Consider the following 20723-nt stretch of genomic DNA (forward strand, 5'->3'; position numbering starts at 1 on the left):
GATTCCGTTCTCGGATTTTACTGCTTTCGATGGTGAAATTAAAATAAAAACAGACATGAGCAAAAATCGCTCACGTCCGTGTGTGGTAGATGAATTGGAGCTTACCCCAACATTTGACAAAGAACCTCTTTTTTTGCAGACGGAGTGTTCAAACAGTCATTGATTTCTCGGGAAAACAGAAATGTATCAAAAAATGATTCATATGGGGAATATACAAAATTTTAGGGATGTTTTATGTAATATATTACATAAAAAATAAATATATGCATAAAAATAAGGAAAATGTTGCATATGCCGTGCTGATTGAAATAAATAATCCTTTACTTGTATACAGAATGTGGTATACTAAGAAACATCATCGTTAGTGAGAGACGGATGGAATCCATAGAGTGTACAAGCAACGGGAAAGAAGGAATCAGTATGGAACACAAATATAACCCGGTGACTCCGGAATTGGTGGAAGAACTGAAAAAAGTGGTGGGGGAACGGTATGTAAAGACCGACGAGGACTATCTGGAACAGTACCAGACTGATGAAGAAGGGAACCCCCATTTCTTCAAGAAACCGGAAGTGGTGGTCTTTCCAGGTACCACGGAAGAAGTGGCGGAAGTGGTGAAACTGGCCAATAAGTACCTGGTCCCGATCACGCCTCGTTCTGCCGGCACCGGGGTGGCCTGCGGCGCCATCCCCATCTACCATGGGATGGTAGTGGAGCTCCAGCGGATGAACAAGATCCTGAAGCTGGATGCAGATAACTTCTACGCAGTGTGCCAGACAGGGGTGTTCACTGGCCAGCTCCAGGCAGCAGCCCGAAAAGCCGGGGTCATGTATGCGGGGGATCCTTCCAGCGCAGAGTCCTGCCAGATCGGCGGCAACGTGGCCAACAACGCTGGAGGGAACCGGGCTGTCCGGTATGGCACCACTCGGGACCAGATCTATGCCCTGAAAGTGGTCACGCCCACCGGGGACATCGTGGATGTAGGAGCCCGGCTGAAGAAATGCTCCACCGGCCTGTGCCTGGAACAGCTCTTTGCCGGCAGTGAAGGTACCCTGGGAATCATCACCGAAGTCACCGTGAAGCTCCGTCCTCTCCCTCCCTATTCCTTCAACATGGTCTGCGTGTTCAACACGGACAAGGAAGCCTTTGCCCTGCCCAATAAGATCCTGAAGGCCGGGATCGATCCTACTTCCATCGAGTACATGGGCAATTCCGCTATCGATATGACTTGCAAGTATCTGGATAATATGGATATGCCCCATGTGAAGGAAGGCTGCTGCTATGTGATCGTCACGGTGGAAAGTTTCGACGAGGAAGAGTCCGACCGGAAAATGGAAAAACTTTGTGATTTAGCAGAAGCCAACGGTTCCATCGACGAATTCGAGGCGGATCAGCGGATCTGGACCTTGCGGAAGCAGTTTGCCGAAGCTGCCCGGGATATCGACCGGATGTTCCAGACTGAGGATTTCGTGGTACCTCTGGACAAGATTGCAGAAATGACGGCCCAGATCCCGGAACTAGAAAAGAAATACAATCTCTACACGGTGACGGTGGCCCATATCGGAGACGGGAACATCCATGTGCTGCCGCTCAACAAATACGGCCTGTCTCCGGAAGAATGGTTCAAGACCATCAAGGCCTTCCACGCGGATCTCTTTCCCCGGGTCTATGCCCTGGGTGGCAAGATGAGCGGGGAACACGGAATTGGTTACAAGAAGCTGGAAGAATTCGCCCGCTGCACACCGGAAGGGGAAGTGAAGCTGATCAAGGCCATCAAGCAGGCCCTGGATCCCAACAATATCATGAACCCCGGCAAGCTGGTGGATGTGAACGGAGATTTTGTGGCGTAAAAAGAGAGGGGCTGTTGCATGCGCAACAGCCTCTTTTTGAGGTCTCGGGTCTCGAGTCGTGAGTCTCGAGCCGTTGGATAGAACTTGTCCCCATGGCCAGGTTCTTTTGAAGGTGTAGAACCAGTATCGTGCTGGATATAGAAACGAATATCTTATCGTTAGCAGATTAGGGTTTGTACATTCAAAAAATTTGCTTGCAAATTTCTCATTCGGCTCGAGACTCGAGACCCGAGACCGAGCCGCTATGCGGCTCATGAGACCGGGGGTGTTGCACGTAACATGCCCCCCCTTTTATCCTTTCCTCGTATGGATTATAATAGAAACTGTATCGAATCATCCAACAGAAAGGGCCTCCGGGCCTAGAGGGAGTTCCTATGAAAGCAACCAAGGGAAAGGGGCTGCTCCTGGCACTGCTGCTTTGGGGGAGCCTGCTGCCGGGAGTCTGGGCTGCCGGTGGCACTGCAAATGAAAAAACGGTGGCTGGGACGGCAGCGGAAAAAAAGGCGGCTGCCCCGGCGGAGCCTCAGAGGATCGCCACCGTAGGCCATCTGGAAACCAGCCAGCCTCTGGCAGGAGCTGGGACTTTTGGACTGAAGGACCTGAAGGCAGAAATCCTGGCCCGCTATGGGACCTCGGAAAAGAAACCGGTCCCCTTCAAGGATCCCCGGAACGATGTGACCTTTTCTCTGCCGGAGGGGTTCAAAATCCAGGGCGTCTATGCCCGGGGGAAGAAACAAGAAGATATCCTGATGCGGGCTTCCCGGGGTGATACTCTCCTGGTCTACATGGCCAATGGGGCCATGATGAAGACCGATAGCCAAAAGGAGGCCCGTCCTTTCCAGTCCCAGGAGGTGATGCTGCTCCTGACCTGGCGCAGTTATGAAGAAGAGGCTAAGGCCAAGAAGATCTCTGTCCAGGGGCTGGGCATCGGAAGCTTTGCGGGCCGGGAAGGGATCCATATCCGGCAGAAGGAGGGGGACAAGATCTCTGACCGGTATTTCTTCGGAGACCGGAAGAACCTCTACAGCCTGAGCTTCTTGGCACCGGAAAAGGAACTGGGGACTGTGGAACCGGAAATCCAGCAGGTGCTGGGCACCCTGAAGATCGGAGAGGCCTATGAACGGATCGAGCTGCCCCATACAGGGATATCTTACGAAATCCCCTACGGAGCCGTGGATGTCCAGAAAGATGTAGAACCGGGGGATCTCCATCAGCTGACCCGGCTCCATTTGGACCATTCCCTGGTGACGGCGGTGCTCTACCAGCCCCTGCGGGAAAGCCTGGATTATGCCTTCCTGCCGGACAGCCTGGAGGGATTGGATCCTCGAGACCAGGAAAACCTCTGCCGGCTGCTGACGGAAAACCGGAAAGCCAGCTGGAAAGAAAAAAATCCCGGCTGGCCCCTGAAGGAGAACAAGACCTATTTTTCCAAGGCGGCCGGACGGACCTGCCTGGTGGAAGAGATGGTGACTCCGGGAGGCCGGCAGCTGGGGTATGTGTTCCTCCAGGATGGGATGCTGCTCTCCCTGGACTACACGGAAATGGGCCGGGAGGACATGAAACCGATCATCGATCATTCTCTGGATAGCCTCCAGTGGAAGAAGACAAAGCCAGCCGTCCGGGCTGGAAAAAAAGGACCGGAACCCCTGGCCAAGCGCAAGTATGGGGGAGAATGAAAAGACAAAGAAGGAGCTGATATCCATGGAACAGAAAAAATTCGACCAGGCCATCGACACGCTGGATGCCTGGATCCAGGATGCCCAGCGGATTGTTTTCTTCGGGGGGGCCGGTGTCTCCACGGCCAGCGGGATCCCGGATTTCCGCAGCAAGGATGGATTGTACAACCAGCATGATGTGCGCTTCGAACAGTACCGGCCGGAATATCTTCTCAGCCACAGCTGCCTGGTGAATGAGCCTAAGGTCTATTTCGAATTCCACCGGCAGAAGATGGATACCCGGAAGATCCAGCCCAATAACGCCCATAAATATCTGGCGGCCCTGGAGGAAACCGGGAAACTCACGGGCATCGTGACCCAGAACATCGACGGGCTCCACCAGAAAGCGGGGAGCCGGAAAGTCTTCGAGATCCACGGCAGTGCCCTGCGGAATTACTGCATGAGCTGCGGGAAACAGTACCCCTCGGATTATATCTTCGAATCCAAAGAACCGGTGCCCCACTGCAGCTGCGGAGGGGTAATCCGGCCGGACATCACCCTCTACGAAGAGATGCTGCCGGATGAAGCCGTGGAAAATGCCGTCCGGGCTATTTCGGAGGCAGATCTGATGATCATTGCCGGTACTTCGCTCACCGTCTATCCGGCGGCCTCTTTCATCAACTATTTCCACGGGAAACGGCTGGTGATCCTGAACCGGGAGCCTTTGTCCGTCCATCTGAAAGCGGAAACCCTTTCCTTGACGGAAGATATGGACAAAGTATTCGCGGCCCTGGCGAAAAAAGAAGGAATCCGTCTGTAAGCCAGGAAAGGATGCTTTTTGCAGGCCTTTTGTGCTATAATGTCAAGAGTATTGCATAGAATTTTTGGGGGTTATAATCATGTTGGATCTGAAATTTGTCCGGGATAACACGGAAAAGGTTGCCCAGGCTCTGAAAAACCGTCATGCCAAAGTAGATCTGGAAGAATTCAAGGCGCTGGACCAGGAACGGCGTTCGCTGCTGCAGGAAGTAGAAGCGGACAAGAGCCAGCGGAATACGGTCAGTGCGGAAATCAGCCAGATGAAGCGCAATGGGGAAGACGCGACGGAAAAGATCACCGCCATGCGGGCCCTGGGGGACAAGATCGCTGAAGCAGATAAAAAGGTGAAGGATGTGGAAGCCCGGCTCCAGGCTGTGATGCTGACCATCCCCAATATGCCCGCTGCCGATGTGCCCGTGGGCAAGGACGACACGGAGAACCCGGAAGTGCGGAAATGGGGCGAACCCACCCACTTTGATTTCGAACCGAAAGCCCACTGGGAAATCGGGGAAAAACTGGGGATCCTGGATGCAGAACGGGCTGCCAAGGTGTCCGGTGCCCGGTTCTACTACTACAAAGGGGCCGGTGCCCGTCTGGAACGTGCCGTTTACAACTTCATGCTGGATCAGCACACCCAGAAAGACGGCTATCTGGAAGTGATCCCGCCCTATATCGTGAATACGGCCTCCATGACCGGGACTGGGCAACTGCCTAAATTCCACGAAGACATGTATAAAGTGGAAGGCCAGGATATGTACCTGATCCCTACAGCGGAAGTGCCTCTGACCAACTATTATCGGGGGGAGATCCTGAATGGGGACGACCTGCCCATCTATCTCACGGCTATGACCCCCTGCTTCCGGGCAGAAGCCGGCAGCGCAGGCCGGGATACCCGGGGCCTGATCCGGCAGCATCAGTTCCACAAAGTGGAAATGGTGAAATTCTGCAAACCGGAAACCAGCTATGATGAACTGGAAAAATTGGTGGGCAATGCGGAAGACATCCTGAAAGCCCTGAAGCTGCCCTACCATGTGGTCTGCCTGTGCACCGGCGATCTGGGCTTCTCTGCGGCTAAATGCTATGATGTGGAAGTCTGGTTCCCGGAACAGAATAAATACCGGGAAATCTCTTCCTGCTCCAACACGGAAGACTTCCAGGCCCGCCGGGCCAACATCCGGTTCCGCCGGGATGCCAAATCCAAGCCGGAATACGTCCATACCCTCAATGGGTCCGGTCTGGCGGTAGGCCGTACGGTGGCTGCCATCCTGGAAAACTACCAGCAAGCCGATGGGTCCGTGGTGGTGCCGGAAGTCCTGCGTCCCTATATGGGCTGCGATGTAATCACCGGGGTCAAGGACTGAGAAAGTTTGTATATTCGCTACAATTGAATATTTATTCAATACCCGCCTTTTCCGGCGGGTATTTTCTCGTTCAGGAATAGACCCATACGGACTCATTCGGGCTCATACGCCCGCAATCGCCCTAATTCTTGCAAAAGTGAAAAATAAAGCGTTATTTAGATTAAAACCTGATGGTGTATATTTTTCTTTGAACTCCTCAAAAGTCCTTTATTCTCCTCGATTTTCCTTGATTTTCCTCTTGCACTTTCCCCAAACCGTAGTATAATGAACTACGAATTCAAGGATGGCCCGGGTGGTTCCGACAAAGGACGGGACCCTTTCCAAGGCCCAAAGGGGGATGGATAATGAACGAACAAAGCTTTTTCCAATTGTCACAAGATGCAGTCACCAGCCTGGCGGAACGGTATGGAACTCCTCTTCTGGTGCTGTCTCTGGAACAGGTTGAAAAAAACTATGAGATCCTGCGGGATCATATCCCGCAGCTGAAGATACATTATGCCATGAAAGCCAATCCGGATCTCCGGATCCTGGATCTCTTGATCAACAAAGGAGCCTGCTTCGATGTGGCCAGTGACGGAGAAATCCGGACCCTGAGCCAGCTGGGGGTCTCCGGAGACCGGATGATCTATGCCAACCCCATCAAACTGGACGCCGGGTTCCGGGCCTGCAATGATGCTGGGGTCTACCGGATGACCTATGACAGCGAAAGCGAGATCAAGAAGATTGCCCAGCACTGCCCGGGTGCTACGGTGCTGCTCCGGCTGCGGATCGACAATCCCAAAGCCCATGTGGACCTGAACAAGAAATTCGGCTGTCCCCGGGAAAAAGCCCTGGATTTGATGCTGAAGGCCAAGGAGGCAGGACTGGATGTAGCCGGGGTGGCTTTCCATGTGGGGAGCCAGACGGTCGCAGCGGATCCCTATTTCCACGCCATGGATGTGACCAAGGGCCTGATGGAAGAAGCCCGGAAAAAAGGACTGGCCATGCGGGTACTGGATATCGGCGGAGGTTTTCCCATCCCGGAAACGGGCGTCCATTACAACCTGACGGCGCTTTTGGACCAGGTGGCTGCCCGGCTGCGGGAAGACTTCTCTGATCTGGAGATCTGGGCGGAACCGGGCCGGTACATGTGCGGTACGGCGGTGAACCTGATCACCCGGGTCATCGGGGAAAACGAACGGAATGGCCAGCACTGGTATTTCCTGGATGACGGGATCTATGGGACCTTCTCGGGAGTGATCTTCGACCAGTGGGATTTCAAACTGATCAGCTTCAAGGAAGGGAAGAAGATCCCGGCCACCTTCGCAGGGCCCAGTTGCGATTCTTTGGACATCATGTTCCGGGGCAAGATGACGGAGCCTCTGGAAGTAGGAGACCTGCTCTTGGTGCCGGTGTGCGGAGCGTATACCTCTGCTTCCGCCACCACCTTCAACGGCTTCCGGAAAGCCAAGATCGTGATCTGGGAAGAAGTCCGGTCGGAACTGGGCCTGGATGCCATGAGTGTAGCGGTGTAAAGAGAGCCAATAAAAAAGGTGCCGGAAGGCACCTTTTTTATTGGCCGTCACTGGTCTGATTGTCACTGGTCACTGGCTGAAGGATAAAATTTGTAAGCAAATTTTTGAATGTACAAAATCTGATTTTCTACGGATAAAGCCATTGTTCCTACTTTCAGTATATTGCTGGTTTTATATTATCTAAGGAACCCGCAGCCCGGGTTCCTTCCAGTATCCAGTGACCAGAGACAAGTGACCAGTGACGGGTCTGCGGTGTACACCGCAGACCCTTTTACGTATGTCCGCAGGATCCGGATCTCTTCATCGAATACGGTGATGTCGGCCCGTTTGCCCGGTTCCAGGGTGCCCCGGTCGGTGAGCCTTAGTTCTTTGGCCGGGTTGGCTGTGGCCAGCTGCACCGCCTGGGGCAGGGTCAGATGGGCCCATTGCCGGATGTTCCGGACGGCCCGGTCCATGGTCAGGATGCTGCCGGCCAGGGTACCGTCTTCCAGGGTGGCCCGGCCATTTTTTACGTACACGGTCTGGCCACCCAGTTCGCTTTTCCCCTCGCCTAAGAGGCAGGCCCGCATGGAATCGGTGATCAGTTCCACCCGGTCCAGGCCTTTGGCGTGGAGGGCCAAGGCCAAGGCCGCCGGATGGATGTGGATCCCGTCCGCAATCAGTTCACAGGTCACCGGCAGGGTCAGGGCGGCCCCCACCAGTCCCGGCTTCCGGTGATGGAGAGGGCTCATGGCATTGTACAGATGGGTGATGCGGCTGGCTCCGGCGGCCACGGCCTGGGCGGCTTCCTCGTAGGTGGCATCGCTGTGGCCCAGAGATACGAGGATCCCGGCCCGGCGGCAGCGGGGAATGAAATCTCCCTCCGGCAGGGTTTCTGGAGCCAGGGTCAGGATCCGGATCAGATCGGCAAAGGGCTCCACCAGTTCCCAACGGGCCTTTTGGATGTGGCAGGCTTTCTGGGCCCCCTTGTATTTTTCACTGATGAAGGGGCCTTCCAGGTTGGCTCCCAAGATCTCTGCACCAGGAACCTTGCCCTGGGCTTCCCGGATGGCGGAAAGAGCCTGGGAGATGGCTCCTTCACTGGAAGTCATGGTAGTGGGGAGCCAGCCGGTGACTCCGGTGGAAGGCAGCAGCCGGCTCATGGCTGCCAGGGCTTCCTGGGTGCCATCCATGGCATCCTTTCCTCCGCAGCCGTGGATGTGGAGGTTCAGGAATCCAGGGGAGACATAGGCCCCCTGGACATCGATCCGTTCCGCTTCCGGAGGGATCTGGTCCGGTGGGCAGAAGCCCAGGATTTTTTCCTGGAACAGCAGTGCCTGTCCCTCCCGGACTTCTTGTGGTAAAATAATTTTGCCGTTGCATATGGCTTTCATAGATAGGCTCCTTTTCCGGCCGTCCCCGGAAGTGGTGCAGACCGGGACGGCATATGGACGAACTCTTTTAATTATAGCATAGCGCGGGAGGTTTCTTAGCCATGATCGATTTAGACAGACTTTCTACGGAACAGCGGAATCCCGCTTCCGTTGCCATCGATACAGTATCCACCCAGGAATTGGTGGAAATCATCAACCGGGAAGACCACAAAGTCGCCGATGCGGTAGAAAAGATCCTGCCGGCCATCGCCTTGGCGGTGGACCTGGTGGCGGACCGTCTGAGCCGGGGCGGCCGGCTGTTCTACATGGGCAGCGGCACTTCCGGCCGGCTGGGGATCTTGGATGCCGTGGAATGCCCGCCCACTTACAGCACGGATCCGGAACAGATCCAGGGGCTCATCGCCGGAGGATACGAAGCCATCTTCCGGGCCAAGGAAGGAGCGGAAGACAGCGAAGAACAGGGTCGGGATGATATCTGGAACAAGGAGGTGACACCCCTGGATGTGGTGATGGGGATCAGTGCCTCCGGTCGCACTCCCTATGTATTGGGAGGCATGAAAGAAGCCCGGGAACGGGGCTGCGCTGTATTGGGACTCTGCTGCAGCCGGCAGTCCGCCATGGCGAAACTGGCGGATCTGTGCCTGACGGTGCTGCCGGGGCCGGAAGTGATCACTGGCTCCACCCGGATGAAGGCCGGCACGGCTACGAAAATGGTCCTGAACATGATCACCACCGGGGCCATGGTGAAACTGGGGAAGGTCCGGGGGAATCTGATGATCGATGTACGGGCCACCAATGAAAAGCTGCTGGAACGGGCCCTCCACATCGTCTGCACCGTCACTGGATGCAGCCGGGAGGAAGCTCGGCTGAGCCTGGCGCGGAACCGGGGCAGTGCCCGGAAAGCAGTGGAGGAATGGGAGGCGGCCCATGGAAAATAAGGAGCTGGCCCGGGAAATCCTCAAGATCGTAGGCCCCCGGGAAAATGTGCGCCAGGCCAGCCACTGCATGACCCGGCTGCGGCTCCAGCTGGAAAACCAGCAAGTGGATCAGGGCGCCTTGAAGGAACTGCCTGGGGTCATGGGGGTCAATATGGCAGGGCCGGAACTCCAGATCATCCTGGGGCCGGGAAAAGCGGCCCAGGTGACCGATGCTTTCCAGGCGCTGCTCCAGGCAAGGCCGGAACTTGCAGAAGAGAGAGGGACCGAAGCACAGGGAACCAGACCTCAGGCCTTTGCGGGAAAAGTGGGGGATGGGAAGGAACTCCATGAGGCCATCCGCCGCCAGAATGCCACCCCGGGGAAGCTGTTCCTGAAACGGATCTCCGGGATCTTCGTACCCTTGATCCCTGGCTTCATCGGCTGCGGCCTCTTGACGGGGATCCTGAATATGGCCAAACGGCTGGATCCGGCTTTGGCCGGCCATGCGTTCTTCCAGATCCTGGGGCTGGCGGGCAGTACCGTGTTCTGGGGGATGAACCTGTTCGTCGGCTGGAACGCGGCCAAAGAATTCGGCGGGTCACCGGTGCTGGGAGGAGCTTTGGGGGCTCTCATCAGCCATCCGGGCCTGGCTGGGCTCACTTTGTACGGACAGCCTCTGATCCCGGGCCGGGGCGGCGTAGTGGCCGTGCTGCTGGTGGCAGCCCTGGGAGCCCTGTTGGAACGGAAGCTCCGGAAGGTGATCCCGGAAGCCCTGGATCTTTTCCTGACACCCTTCCTGGTGTTGGGAATCATGGCCTTCGCCACTCTTTTTGTGTTCCAACCTTTGGGAGGATGGCTGGCGGAAGGCATCGGTTTTGCTGCTACCGGGGCTGTGGCCCGAGGGGGCGCTTTGACCGGGGCTCTCCTGGGAGGGGGCTTCCTGCCCTTGGTGATGCTGGGGATCCACCAGGGCCTTACTCCCATCCATGCCCAATTGATCTCCCAATACGGCTATACCATCCTGCTGCCCATCCTGGCCATGGCCGGCGGGGGCCAGGTGGGAGCTGCCCTGGCCGTCTATCTGAAGACCAAGGATCCTCAGGTGAAGAAAGTGGTGGCTTCGGCCCTGCCTGCCGGGCTGCTGGGGGTGGGGGAACCCCTGATCTACGGCGTGACCTTGCCTCTGGGCCGACCTTTCCTGGGGGCCTGCATCGGGGGAGCTGCCGGGGGAGCGGTCCAGGCGGCTTTCCAGGTGGGAGCCGGAGCCCTAGGGATTTCCGGCCTGCCCCTGGCACCCAGCACCACCAATGTGCCCCTGTATCTGCTGGGACTCTTGGTATCCTACGGAGTTGGCTTCCTGGCCACCTGGGCGCTGGGATTCGAGGAGAAGAGCGAAGAGGGAAGAGGAAAGGGGTGAGTTGTTTTGACGGAGTTGGCAAAGGGGATTTCATTGTATCCGGGGCTGGACCATTCTTTGGAAGAAAATCTGGAACGGCTCCGGACAGCTGCGGGAATGGGGATCTCCCGGCTGTTCCTGTCTTTCCATATCCCGGAAACAGATCCGGCTGCTTTTGGGGCAACGGTGCAGCCGCTGCTCCGGGCCGCCCGGGAATGGGGCATGGAGACGGTGGGGGACCTGGTGCCGGGGAATCCGGTGCCGGAAGAGCTGACAGCCCTGCGCTTGGATGACGGCTTTACCGGGGCGGATATAGCCGGTCTGCAGCGGAAGTACCCAGAACGGAAACTGGTGCTCAATGCTTCGGCCGTGCAGGGGGAACAGCTCCAGGAACTGGCCCGGGAAGGAGTGGACTTCTCTCGGGTGGAAGCCCTGCACAATTTCTATCCCCATCCCCATACGGGCCTTTCTGAAGGGTATCTGCTCCGGCAGAACCAGCTGTTCCACCGGTTCGGGATCCCGGTGGGGGCTTTTGTGGCCAGCCAGGCCGGAAGACGGGGGCCTCTTTGGGAAGGGCTCCCCACCTTGGAACAGGACCGGCAGCGGAGTGTTTCTCTGGCGGCCCGGCAATTGGCGGCCCTGGGAACCGATGGGGTGTATATCGGTGACGATGGGCCGGACCGGCAGGAACTGGAAGCCTTGGCAAGGGTTTCTGGGGAGGTACTGGAACTGACCCTCCAGGTCGGAGAATCGCGTCCCCTGTACAAGATCCTGGGCGGCCACGTGTACGAGACCCGGCCGGATGAAGCGGAAGAAGTGATCCGCACCGTCAACAGCCGGACCCTGTGGAAAAAGGTGGAGATCCCGGAATTTCCCTTCCGCCGCTGCCATGCCGGGGATGTGACCCTGGACAATCTCCGCTACGGACGGTATGCAGGAGAACTGGAGATCTGCCTGACAGAACTGCCGGCGGACCGGCGGGTGGATGTGCTGGGCCGGATCCCGGAAGAAGAACGGTTCCTGCTGAAATACTTGAAAGGGGGCAGGAAGTTCCGGTTCCGGGTAGTGGAGGTGGGCCACTAGGGCCCTGAATATGGTATAATAAACAATAGTCTGCATGAAGGAGAGATACAATATGAGTTCTACCAATCTGGAAATGGGGATCGTGGGCCTGCCCAACGTGGGCAAGAGCACCCTGTTCAATGCCATCACCAAAGCAGGGGCCGAAGCGGCCAACTATCCTTTCTGTACCATAGAGCCCAATGTGGGCGTAGTAGATGTGCCCGATGCCCGGCTGAAAGTCCTGGCGGATATGTTCCATTCCAAAAAGATCGTACCGGCGGGCATGAAATTCGTAGATATCGCCGGCCTGGTAAAAGGGGCTTCCAAAGGGGAAGGTTTGGGAAATAAATTCCTGTCCCACATCCGCCAGACCGATGCCATCGCAGAAGTGGTCCGCTGCTTCGAAGACGGGAACATCACCCATGTGGAAGGGTCCATCGATCCAGTCCGGGATGTGGAGATCATCGATACGGAGCTGTGCCTGGCGGACCTGGAAAGCGTGGAAAAGCAGCTGGTGAAGGCCCAGAAACTGATCAAGGCCGGGGACAAGAAAGCGGCCACCCGGGCTGCACTGCTCCAGCGGATTTCCGATGCTCTGGGAGAAGGGATCCCGGTGCGCCGGGTGGACATGACCGACGATGAAAAAGCCAGCCTGAAGGAACTAGATCTCCTCACTTCCAAACCCATCCTCTATGTGGCCAATGTGGCGGAAGAAGAAGCCTCTGACTGGTCCGGGAACCCCTATGTAAAGGCTCTGGAAGCCTACGCTGCCAAAGAGAACGCTCAGGTGATCGTGATCTCTGCCAAAGTAGAAGAAGAAATCGCCGAACTGCCGGAAGACGAAGCCAAAGAATATCTGGAAATGGAAGGACTGACGGAAGCTGGGCTGGACCGTCTCATTAAAGCCGGGTTCAAGCTGTTGGGGCTCCAGACCTTCCTCACCGCCGGGGAAATGGAATCCCGGGCTTGGACCATCGTCCAGGGGTCCACGGCTCCCCAGGCTGCCGGTAAGATCCATACGGACTTCGAAAAGGGCTTCATCCGGGCGGAAATCGTCTCCTACGATGACCTGGTGAAGTGCGGATCCAAACAGGCGGCCAAGGAAAAAGGCCTGGTGCGTCTGGAAGGCAAGGACTACATCATGCAGGACGGGGATGTAGTGGAATTCCGCTTTAACGTATAACGGACGGAAAGAGGTGTGTGTCCATGCTGTTTGATACCCATACCCATGCAGATTATTCCTGCGATGCGGAACAGACCCTCCAGGAAGCTGCAGCTGCGGCCAAAGCCCAGGGAATCGGGATCATCCTGACGGAACACTGGGACCGGTACTATCCCACCAATCCGGAGATGTTCCTGTTCGATATCGATGACTATTTCAAGAAAGACGGCCCGTACCGCAGCAGCCAGGTGCTCCTGGGCATCGAAGTGGGGCTCCAGCCCCGGGCCATCGAAGAGGACCGGAAGATGGTCCAGGCCCATCCCTTCGACGAAGTGGTGGGGTCCATGCACTGCTTCGAAGGGCTGGACATGTACGAACCTACAACCTATGAAGGACTCACAAAGGACCAGGCCGTCCGCCGGTATCTGGAGGATTCCATCCGGTGCCTGGAGAGGAAGCCAGATTTCGATTCTTACGGCCATATCGACTATATTTGCCGGTATATGCCCTATGCGGATCCCAATCTCCATTACAAAGATCATCCGGAGCTGTGGGACCAGGTGTTCCAGCTGCTGGTCCAGGAGGACAAGGCCCTGGAAATCAATACCCGGCGGCTGGGGGACGACAGCACCATCCCGCCTCTTTTGGAACTGTACAGACGGTTCCGGGAACTGGGCGGGAAGTACGCCACCTTGGGCAGCGATGCCCATTATAAGGAACATGTGGGACGGGATTTCGCCAAAGGGAAGGCTATCGCCGACGCAGCGGGACTGACCTTGGTGTATTTCAAGGAACGGAAACGGATGCTGTGTGAATAGTGCTGTTGCGTGGCAACAGCACCTTTTGGAGGTCTCGAGTCTCGAGTCGTGGGTCTCGGGCCGTTGGAAAGAACCCGCCCTGCGGCCAGGTTTTTTTGAAAGTGCAGAACCCGAACCGTGCCATATAAAGAAACGATTCCTTTATCGTTGGCGAAATTGATTTTATATATTCTGGAATTTGCCTGCAAATTTTTCATTTGGCTCGAGACCCGAGACGCGAGACTCGAGACCTGGGTGTTGCACAGGACGTGCAACACCCCCTTCATACATTTGTCACGGCTTCATCCTTGTTTTCACCTCTTTTCCCTGATATAATACTCAGGTATCACCATCACAAAGGAGAGTGGAGAACATGGGCCGTCAGCGGCTGGGTATCTTTGGAGGGACCTTCGATCCCATCCACAACGGTCATCTGATGATCGCCCGTGCCATGCTGGAACAGCTGGAACTGGACAGGATCCTGTTCATCCCTGCTTCCATCCCGCCCCATAAAAGGGACTGGCACTGCTCACCTCCTGCCGACCGACTGGCTATGACGATCCTGGCTGCTGCGGAAGATCCCCGGTACACGGTTTCTGCGATGGAACTGGAACGGGGCGGGGTGTCCTACACCTGCGATACCCTCCGGCAGCTGCACCGGAAATGGCACCGGTTCTATGATCTCTACTTCATCATCGGAGCCGATTCAGCAGAGCAGCTGCCCACCTGGCACAATATCCAGGAGGCCATGCATTATGCTACCTTTGCGGCGGCCGCCCGTCCCGGGTTCGCTCCGCAGAAGGAGAAAGTCAGTGAAGGACTGGCCCGGCAGGGCCTCCGGAATCTAGTCTGGGTGGACACGCCGGAACTGGACCTCTCTTCCACGGAGATCCGGGACCGGATCCGGAAGAGCGAACCTGTTGATGTGATGGTACCTAAGGCAGTAGCGGAATACATCGAACAGAGAGACCTCTACCGTCAGTAGGGGCTCTCTGTTTTTTCTTGGGAGGGGAAATGTACATGGAAATCAAGGAAATGAAAGCCCGGCTGGAAAAGGAACTGCCAGCCAAACGCTTCCGCCATACCCTGGCGGTCAGTGAAACCGCTGTAAAACTGGCCCGCCGGTACGGGGTGGATGAGCAGAAAGCCGCCATTGCTGGCCTGCTCCATGACAGCGGGCGGCAGATCCCCACAAGGGATTTCATTGCCAAAGCCGCTGAACTGGGCATCGGACTGGACGAAATCGAAAAACACCAGCCCATCCTGATCCATGCCAAATTGGGCGTCTATTATGCCCAGCACGAATTCGGGGTCACCGATCTGGACATCCTCTCCAGCATCCGCCGGCACACCACCGGAGCGGCCCATATGAGCCCCCTGGATATGATCATTTATCTGGCGGATCTGGTGGAACCCAACCGGGATTTCCCCGGAGTGGATGCCATGCGGGCAGAAGTAGAGAAAGGATTGGAAAACGGCATGCGGAAAGCATACATCCATACCATGAGTTACCTCTTGGACCAGGGTCTGCTGATTCATCCGGATTGCCTGGCCGGTTACAATGAACTTACCCTGAAACAGAAAGAGAACCAGGACTGACAGGAGCACAATATGACAGACCAAAAGAAACCCGGGACCCGGCGCTATAAGAAACGGCTGCGGAAGGGAAGAGTGTTCTTTTCCCTGGTACTGCTCTTCTTCCTCATGGTCAGCTGCTTTGCGGCCGGCATGCGGATCTACAACCGATTCTTCCGGCCCCGGTCCCAGGTGGCCGATACCCAGCAGGAAGCCCTGACGACAGAAGGATTTTCCAACCGGATCAATGTGCTGCTCCTGGGGACTGACGACGGGGACAGTGAAGACTTCGACAAGGATGTACCTAAGCGGACGGATGCCATGCTGCTGGTGAGCTTCGATCCGGAAAACAGCCAGGTCTCCGTCCTGAGCCTGCCCCGGGATACCCGGGTGACCATCCCTGGCCGGCGGGGCCACGACAAGATCAACGCGGCCTATGCCTATGGCGGGGTGCCCCTGGCCAAGCGTACGGTAGCGAACCTGCTGCAGGTTCCCGTCAACCATTATATGCAGGTGGACTGGCAGGGCTTCATTAAAGTGGTGGATATGCTGGGCGGCGTGGATCTGGACGTGGAACAGAATATGGACTATGAAGATCCCTATGCGGACCTGAAAATCCATCTGAAGAAGGGCAAGCAGCATCTCAACGGAGAAAAAGCCGGGGAATACGTCCGGTTCCGCCATGATGAAATGGGGGACATCGGACGGGTGGAACGGCAGCAGAAATTCATGAAAGCCCTGGCCAAACAGGCCTTCACCGTGGGGAACATGGTGAAGCTGCCCATGATTATCGGCACGGCATCGGAATATGTGAAGACGGATATGACCTTCATCCAGATGGTGAAGGCGGCCAACTGCCTACGGCTCTTCGGCGACGGGGGCGTGAAGAGCGCCAGCCTGAAAGGGGATTTCGGGGATATCGGCGGCGTCAGCTATTGGGTCACCACTCCTTCCAAAGTGGCGGCCACCCTGGATGAACTGAAAATCCCCCACAAGCGGATCCCCAGTATCTGAACCAAGGACGTTCTGTGAAACGAAAATATAAAGTTTTTTGAAAGGAAGGATGAAAATGACCGGAAAAGAACTGGCCAACAAAATCGCAGCGGCTGCTGCGGACAAAAAAGCACGGGATATCCTGCTGCTGAACATGGAAGGATTGTCTTCCGTGACTGACTACTTCATGATCTGCTCGGCTCCCAGCACCACCCAGGTGCGGGCCATTGCGGACGGCATCGAAGACAAACTGGCCCAGGAAGGGAAGCTGCCGGCCCATAAGGAGGGCTATAGTGAAGGAAACTGGATACTCCTGGATTACGGCGATTGTGTGGCCCATGTGTTCCAGGAATCCCAGCGGAATTTCTACAACCTGGAACAGCTGTGGGCAGATGCTCCCAGTGAAAGCTATACGGAGACAGAAGCATGAAAAAAGGCAATGGACCGGTGACCGTCAAGACCGTGGGCCGGTACCGGGTGGGGGATGTGTGCGAAATGACCGTGGCCCGGCTGGGGGAAGCTGGCGCTTTCCTGGATGCCGGTACGGGCAGTACCTCCGATGACATCCTGCTCCACCAGCATCAGCAGACCAGCCCGGTGAAAGTGGGGGACAAAGTCAAAGTCTACTTGTACCTGGATGCTAAGGGCCGGATGACCGCCAGCATGAAGCTCCCCAAGATGCGGGAAGGACAGCTGGGCTATGTGAAGGTCCTGTCCGTCACCCGGCAGGGGGGATTCGTGGATATCGGCGCTGAACGGGGGGTATTCCTGCCCTACAGCGAGATGCGGGGCCATGTGTCCCCAGGGCAGCTGGTGTGGGTGAAGCTCTATCGGGACAAGAGCGGCCGCCAGGCTGTGACCATGCGGGTGGAAGAGGATATGATCCGGGCTTCTGTGCCAGCCAAGGATGTGAAGGTGGGGGATGAACTCACCGGCACCGTCTACAACATCCTTCCAGAAGGATTCTTCCTCCTGACGACCCAGCGGTATCTGGCCTTTATCCACCGGAGCGAAGTGCCCAGCGGACGTTTGGATTTCGGCCAGAAGGTCACTGGACGGGTCACTTTCGTCCGGGAAGACGGCCGGGTGGACCTATCCCTCCGGGAAGTGAAGGAAAAAGCCATGGTTACCGACAGCGAACGGATCCTGGCCCTTCTGGAAAAGCGTCAAGGCACCATGCCCTACAGCGATGCCACTCCCCCGGAAATCATCAAAGATGCCTTCGGCATTTCCAAGGCCGCATTTAAACGGGCCCTGGGGCGGCTGATGAAGGAAGGGAAGATCACCCAGGAAAACGGATGGACGACTTTGGTGAAAAAATAAAAAAAGCCGTTGACAGCGACCTTTCTTTGAGGTATACTTAAGAAGTCGTTTGGGGGCATAGCTCAGCTGGGAGAGCGCTTGCATGGCATGCAAGAGGTCAGGAGTTCGATCCTCCTTGTCTCCACCAAATGAAAAGTCAGTACCCTTGCGGTTGGAAGACTGCAAGGGTATTTTTGTAGTTGGCAGGCGAACGAAAAAGAATGGAAATATAGAGCAAAGATCTTTTCATCTTGCAAATCGATTCACATATGATATAATGAATACAGGCGAAACGAAAGAATGTGTTCATCTGACACAAAGAAAAACCCGGTGTTGCAGCACCGGGTTTTTCTATTCCGTTTTGGTAGAAGGTGGTTTAAGCCTTATAACATAAAAATGTTTCTTAATTTACGTGAAATAGAAATACACCCTTCGTCACTGTTCAAGTATTCCAGTACTATTTTTTTCTTAAATTCATAGCTGTGTTTTGCCATAAAAAGCTGCCCCCCAACTGTTAGATTTTTGGCCTAACAATTGGGGGTCAGCTTACGCAACAGCCCCTTTCTACTTTGCAGAAGGCGGTTAGGCTTCCAGGCCGGATAGGGGTTATTTCTTCGGGGCCGCTTCCGGATGGTCCTTCAGATAAGTGTCATTCTGGGCGATGACATCCAGGAAGACCAGGGGCGTTTCCTTTTCATTGCGCAGGCCGTGGGATTGGCCAGGACGGGCAATGGTCACATCGCCTGCCTTTACCAGGGTTTCTTTCCCGGTGCCGTCGGTAAAGACCCCTTCCCCGGAAATGATGATATAGGCGTCTTCATTGAACCCATGTTTGTGGCAGCCGATGGAAGCTCCTTTTTCCAAAGTCAGGTAGCAAATTTCCTTGATGGCGGAATCCGGAGCTGCTTTATCCCGGGCAAAGGCAAATTTTCCATAAGCCGTACCTTTTCCTTTGGCTACATCCTGTTTGTCGAAGGTGAACAGTTCCCCTTTAGGATAGACCTGTTCATCCGGTTTAAAGGGAGAATCCGGAGAACCGGCAGCAAAAGCCGTCCCAGCTGCCAAAGTGGCACCCAAAGCCAGAAGTACAGTCCATTTCTTCAATTCCATGGCAATCAACTCCTCTGAAAATTTCAAATTCAATGCAACTTTATTGTAGCATCTTGCTGAATTATTGGCAATATAAAAAGAAAATGTAATATAAAGTACAAATAATTAGCACTTGTATAGTTATTATAAAGACAAATGTCCCGCTTCTTTGGAAAAGTGAATTTACTATACAAAACACTCTTTTTACCATCTGCAAATGTGATAAAATAAAAACAGATTATGCACGGAAATGCAGCTGTCTATTTCCTGCAGTCAGTATCATGGGGGAGGAAGGATCATGAAAAAAATCAGTACCGTCTTCGTATTCCTACTTTGTCTCTTTTGTCAGACTGTCTTTGCGGCGGAAACACCGAAAAAACTTTCTGTCTGCCTGATCTACAAGGTGGCCGACGCAGTCATCCAGTGCCAGAACAAAGAAGAGGATATGGCGGCTGGACAGAAGGAATTCGAGGAGACCTTGCTGAAGAACTACAGCAAACGGTTCGATGTGAAAAAAATCCAACGGATGGATGAAAATGATATCCGTCCGCCCAAGGAATACGCTGACATGGTACAGCCTGCGGAAATCCCCCTGGTGGTCTGGGTGAAGCTGGAAGGGACCGGAGTCTCAGTGGACCATTATCAGAATGCCTTTGGCGCCAAAGTGGATGGGGTGGCACCGTCCACTTTTGTCCATATCAAAGAAGTGACGGTGGATAAAAAGGATTATGCAGTCTATGGCTGGGATTACGGAAGACAGGAATATACCGCCGGGACTTTTTCGTTGGGCCGGGTAGTGGCTGCGGCGGATACGGATCCCCGGAGGAATGCCAAGAATGCCATCAAGGCAGCCTTGAAAGATGTCTGCTCTGTGAATCCGGATATCAATAAATATGCTGATCCGACGGCCTATGCCATCGATCAGGACCGCTTCCATGGCTATTTCCGGAAGGCGCATGAAATCCGGAATCAGCAGAAAGAGGCAAAAAATGCCCAAGAGGCGCCCCTGCGGGCCCGGGTGGATAAGTTCGTAGCCTATATCCACAACCATCCGGAACTGGGCGTTACCAATCTAGTAGATGCCAATCGGAATGACCTGTCCACCATGAGCCAGATCATGGAGATGTATATCAAGATGGGGTTGTATAAAGAAGTATGACAAAAAGGCTGCTGCACGTATGGCTTTACGTGCAGCAGCCTTTTTCTTTAAAGCCGTCAGGCCTTTTTACTCATTATGCTGCTGAGGAGGCGTGCAGCAGCCAGTGTTGTTCTGGATGTTGATATTGTGGCCGGAATAATTCCCTTCCACTTCTGCGTGTTCTTTCTTGGCCGCGGCCAGGATCTTGGCGAAGTCGATCCCTGTGTCGTAGCCCATTTCGTTGAACATCAGCACCAGATCTTCGGTAGCGGTGTTGCCGGAAGCTCCCGGTGCGAAGGGGCAGCCGCCCAGGCCGCCCAGGGTGGACTGGACGCCAGCGATCCCCGCTTCCACAGCGGCCAGGGTATTCACCAGGCCCATGCCCCGGGTATCGTGGATGTGGACTTCGAAATGGGAATCTGGGAATTCTTCCAGGGAGGCTTTCACGAATTCCCGGACCTGTTTCGGATCCGCCAGGCCCACCGTATCGCACAGGGTGAAGGAACGGATGCCCATGTCATGGCCCCGTTTCAGGAAGGCCAGCAGCGGTTTCACATCGTAGAACTTCCCTTCGAAGGGGCAGCCGAAGGCGGTAGCCACGTCCAGGCACACTTCCATGTCCCCGGAGAAATCCTTCACGATCTTTTCCAGGCCTTCGAAGGATTCATCCCGGGTCCGGTTGATGTTGGCCTTGTTGTGGGATTCACTGAGGGAGATCACGT

General features: G+C 55.4%; 19 protein-coding genes and 1 tRNA gene. 17 read left to right on the plus strand and 3 right to left on the minus strand.

The genetic code is table 11. The annotated features are described in order from the left end of the window. Positions 1-420 precede the first annotated feature (420 nt). The 5 genes from ACTUHY_RS11460 to ACTUHY_RS11480 all read left to right on the plus strand — a co-directional run bounded on the left by ACTUHY_RS11460 (position 421) and on the right by ACTUHY_RS11480 (position 7197). The gene (locus ACTUHY_RS11460) at positions 421-1848 is read left to right on the plus strand and encodes an FAD-binding oxidoreductase (protein WP_442827811.1); all 1428 of its coding nucleotides are present in this window, start codon (positions 421-423) and stop codon (positions 1846-1848) included. A gap of 374 nt (positions 1849-2222) precedes the next feature. Further along, positions 2223-3524: a hypothetical protein gene (locus ACTUHY_RS11465; protein ID WP_278675445.1), complete on the plus strand. Its 1302-nt coding sequence runs from the start codon at positions 2223-2225 to the stop codon at positions 3522-3524. Between the two features lie 25 nt (positions 3525-3549). Further along, complete coding sequence (locus ACTUHY_RS11470) at positions 3550-4323, plus strand: NAD-dependent protein deacylase (RefSeq protein WP_278675446.1); 774 nt, start codon at positions 3550-3552, stop codon at positions 4321-4323. Positions 4324-4402: 79 nt separating this feature from the next. Next, positions 4403-5683: a serine--tRNA ligase gene (serS, locus tag ACTUHY_RS11475; RefSeq protein WP_278675448.1), complete on the plus strand. Its 1281-nt coding sequence runs from the start codon at positions 4403-4405 to the stop codon at positions 5681-5683. A 344-nt stretch (positions 5684-6027) separates the two neighbouring features. Continuing rightward, on the plus strand, positions 6028-7197 hold the full coding sequence (locus ACTUHY_RS11480) for a type III PLP-dependent enzyme (protein ID WP_442827812.1): 1170 nt from the start codon (positions 6028-6030) through the stop codon (positions 7195-7197). Between the two features lie 176 nt (positions 7198-7373). On the opposite strand, the gene nagA is transcribed toward ACTUHY_RS11480, so the two are convergent. Beyond that, complete coding sequence (nagA, locus tag ACTUHY_RS11485; RefSeq protein WP_442827813.1) at positions 7374-8570, minus strand: N-acetylglucosamine-6-phosphate deacetylase; 1197 nt, start codon at positions 8568-8570, stop codon at positions 7374-7376. 101 nt (positions 8571-8671) lie between these two features. On the opposite strand from nagA, the gene murQ reads away from it, so the two are divergent. The 11 genes from murQ (at position 8672) to ACTUHY_RS11540 (ending at position 17922) form a co-directional block, all read left to right on the plus strand. Further along, on the plus strand, positions 8672-9508 hold the full coding sequence (gene murQ, locus ACTUHY_RS11490) for an N-acetylmuramic acid 6-phosphate etherase (protein ID WP_442827814.1): 837 nt from the start codon (positions 8672-8674) through the stop codon (positions 9506-9508). Further along, entirely contained in the window at positions 9498-10904 is a 1407-nt protein-coding gene (locus ACTUHY_RS11495) for a PTS transporter subunit EIIC (RefSeq protein WP_442827815.1), read from the plus strand. Before murQ ends, ACTUHY_RS11495 begins: the two co-directional genes overlap by 11 nt. A 6-nt stretch (positions 10905-10910) precedes the next feature. Then, a complete protein-coding gene (locus ACTUHY_RS11500) occupies positions 10911-11966 on the plus strand; it encodes a MupG family TIM beta-alpha barrel fold protein (RefSeq protein ID WP_442827816.1) in 1056 nt (351 codons plus the stop codon). A gap of 52 nt (positions 11967-12018) precedes the next feature. Further along, the gene (ychF, locus tag ACTUHY_RS11505) at positions 12019-13128 is read left to right on the plus strand and encodes a redox-regulated ATPase YchF (protein ID WP_442827817.1); all 1110 of its coding nucleotides are present in this window, start codon (positions 12019-12021) and stop codon (positions 13126-13128) included. Between the two features lie 23 nt (positions 13129-13151). Continuing rightward, complete coding sequence (locus ACTUHY_RS11510) at positions 13152-13925, plus strand: histidinol-phosphatase HisJ family protein (protein WP_442827818.1); 774 nt, start codon at positions 13152-13154, stop codon at positions 13923-13925. A 352-nt stretch (positions 13926-14277) separates the two neighbouring features. Beyond that, on the plus strand, positions 14278-14889 hold the full coding sequence (nadD, locus tag ACTUHY_RS11515) for a nicotinate-nucleotide adenylyltransferase (RefSeq protein WP_278675834.1): 612 nt from the start codon (positions 14278-14280) through the stop codon (positions 14887-14889). Between the two features lie 35 nt (positions 14890-14924). Continuing rightward, entirely contained in the window at positions 14925-15503 is a 579-nt protein-coding gene (yqeK, locus tag ACTUHY_RS11520; protein ID WP_278675836.1) for a bis(5'-nucleosyl)-tetraphosphatase (symmetrical) YqeK, read from the plus strand. Positions 15504-15515: 12 nt separating this feature from the next. Then, positions 15516-16493, plus strand: a complete 978-nt coding sequence (locus ACTUHY_RS11525) for an LCP family protein (protein WP_278675838.1) — start codon at positions 15516-15518, stop codon at positions 16491-16493. 55 nt (positions 16494-16548) lie between these two features. Continuing rightward, a complete protein-coding gene (gene rsfS, locus ACTUHY_RS11530) occupies positions 16549-16902 on the plus strand; it encodes a ribosome silencing factor (RefSeq protein ID WP_442827819.1) in 354 nt (117 codons plus the stop codon). Further along, complete coding sequence (locus tag ACTUHY_RS11535) at positions 16899-17795, plus strand: CvfB family protein (RefSeq protein ID WP_278675841.1); 897 nt, start codon at positions 16899-16901, stop codon at positions 17793-17795. The genes rsfS and ACTUHY_RS11535 overlap by 4 nt, the downstream gene beginning before the upstream one ends. 51 nt (positions 17796-17846) lie before the next feature. Next, positions 17847-17922, plus strand: a tRNA-Ala gene (locus ACTUHY_RS11540). 458 nt (positions 17923-18380) lie between these two features. Here the strand turns inward: ACTUHY_RS11540 and ACTUHY_RS11545 are convergent. Beyond that, positions 18381-18884 (minus strand): cupin domain-containing protein, encoded by a 504-nt coding sequence (locus tag ACTUHY_RS11545; protein WP_278675843.1) that lies wholly within the window; start codon positions 18882-18884, stop codon positions 18381-18383. Positions 18885-19161: 277 nt separating this feature from the next. Between ACTUHY_RS11545 and ACTUHY_RS11550 the strand changes: the two genes are divergently transcribed. Beyond that, entirely contained in the window at positions 19162-20022 is an 861-nt protein-coding gene (locus ACTUHY_RS11550; RefSeq protein ID WP_442827820.1) for a hypothetical protein, read from the plus strand. A gap of 66 nt (positions 20023-20088) precedes the next feature. On the opposite strand, the gene ACTUHY_RS11555 is transcribed toward ACTUHY_RS11550, so the two are convergent. After that, positions 20089-20723 (minus strand): beta/alpha barrel domain-containing protein (locus ACTUHY_RS11555; protein ID WP_473965313.1); only part of this gene is annotated, 635 nt, incomplete at its 5' end.

Source organism: Acidaminococcus nyctereutis, assembly GCF_052216985.1.
Lineage (GTDB): Bacteria > Bacillota > Negativicutes > Acidaminococcales > Acidaminococcaceae > Acidaminococcus > Acidaminococcus fermentans_A.

Bases quoted from the DNA above. Each gene is read 5' to 3' on its own strand.
- ACTUHY_RS11460 (WP_442827811.1), top strand. From the start codon at position 421: ATGGAACACAAATATAACCCGGTGACTCCGGAATTGGTGGAAGAACTG.
- ACTUHY_RS11465 (WP_278675445.1), top strand. From the start codon at position 2,223: ATGAAAGCAACCAAGGGAAAGGGGCTGCTCCTGGCACTGCTGCTTTGG.
- ACTUHY_RS11470 (WP_278675446.1), top strand. From the start codon at position 3,550: ATGGAACAGAAAAAATTCGACCAGGCCATCGACACGCTGGATGCCTGG.
- serS (WP_278675448.1), top strand. From the start codon at position 4,403: ATGTTGGATCTGAAATTTGTCCGGGATAACACGGAAAAGGTTGCCCAG.
- ACTUHY_RS11480 (WP_442827812.1), top strand. From the start codon at position 6,028: ATGAACGAACAAAGCTTTTTCCAATTGTCACAAGATGCAGTCACCAGC.
- nagA (WP_442827813.1), bottom strand. From the start codon at position 8,570: ATGAAAGCCATATGCAACGGCAAAATTATTTTACCACAAGAAGTCCGG.
- murQ (WP_442827814.1), top strand. From the start codon at position 8,672: ATGATCGATTTAGACAGACTTTCTACGGAACAGCGGAATCCCGCTTCC.
- ACTUHY_RS11495 (WP_442827815.1), top strand. From the start codon at position 9,498: ATGGAAAATAAGGAGCTGGCCCGGGAAATCCTCAAGATCGTAGGCCCC.
- ychF (WP_442827817.1), top strand. From the start codon at position 12,019: ATGAGTTCTACCAATCTGGAAATGGGGATCGTGGGCCTGCCCAACGTG.
- ACTUHY_RS11510 (WP_442827818.1), top strand. From the start codon at position 13,152: ATGCTGTTTGATACCCATACCCATGCAGATTATTCCTGCGATGCGGAA.
- nadD (WP_278675834.1), top strand. From the start codon at position 14,278: ATGGGCCGTCAGCGGCTGGGTATCTTTGGAGGGACCTTCGATCCCATC.
- yqeK (WP_278675836.1), top strand. From the start codon at position 14,925: ATGGAAATCAAGGAAATGAAAGCCCGGCTGGAAAAGGAACTGCCAGCC.
- ACTUHY_RS11525 (WP_278675838.1), top strand. From the start codon at position 15,516: ATGACAGACCAAAAGAAACCCGGGACCCGGCGCTATAAGAAACGGCTG.
- rsfS (WP_442827819.1), top strand. From the start codon at position 16,549: ATGACCGGAAAAGAACTGGCCAACAAAATCGCAGCGGCTGCTGCGGAC.
- ACTUHY_RS11535 (WP_278675841.1), top strand. From the start codon at position 16,899: ATGAAAAAAGGCAATGGACCGGTGACCGTCAAGACCGTGGGCCGGTAC.
- ACTUHY_RS11545 (WP_278675843.1), bottom strand. From the start codon at position 18,884: ATGGAATTGAAGAAATGGACTGTACTTCTGGCTTTGGGTGCCACTTTG.
- ACTUHY_RS11550 (WP_442827820.1), top strand. From the start codon at position 19,162: ATGAAAAAAATCAGTACCGTCTTCGTATTCCTACTTTGTCTCTTTTGT.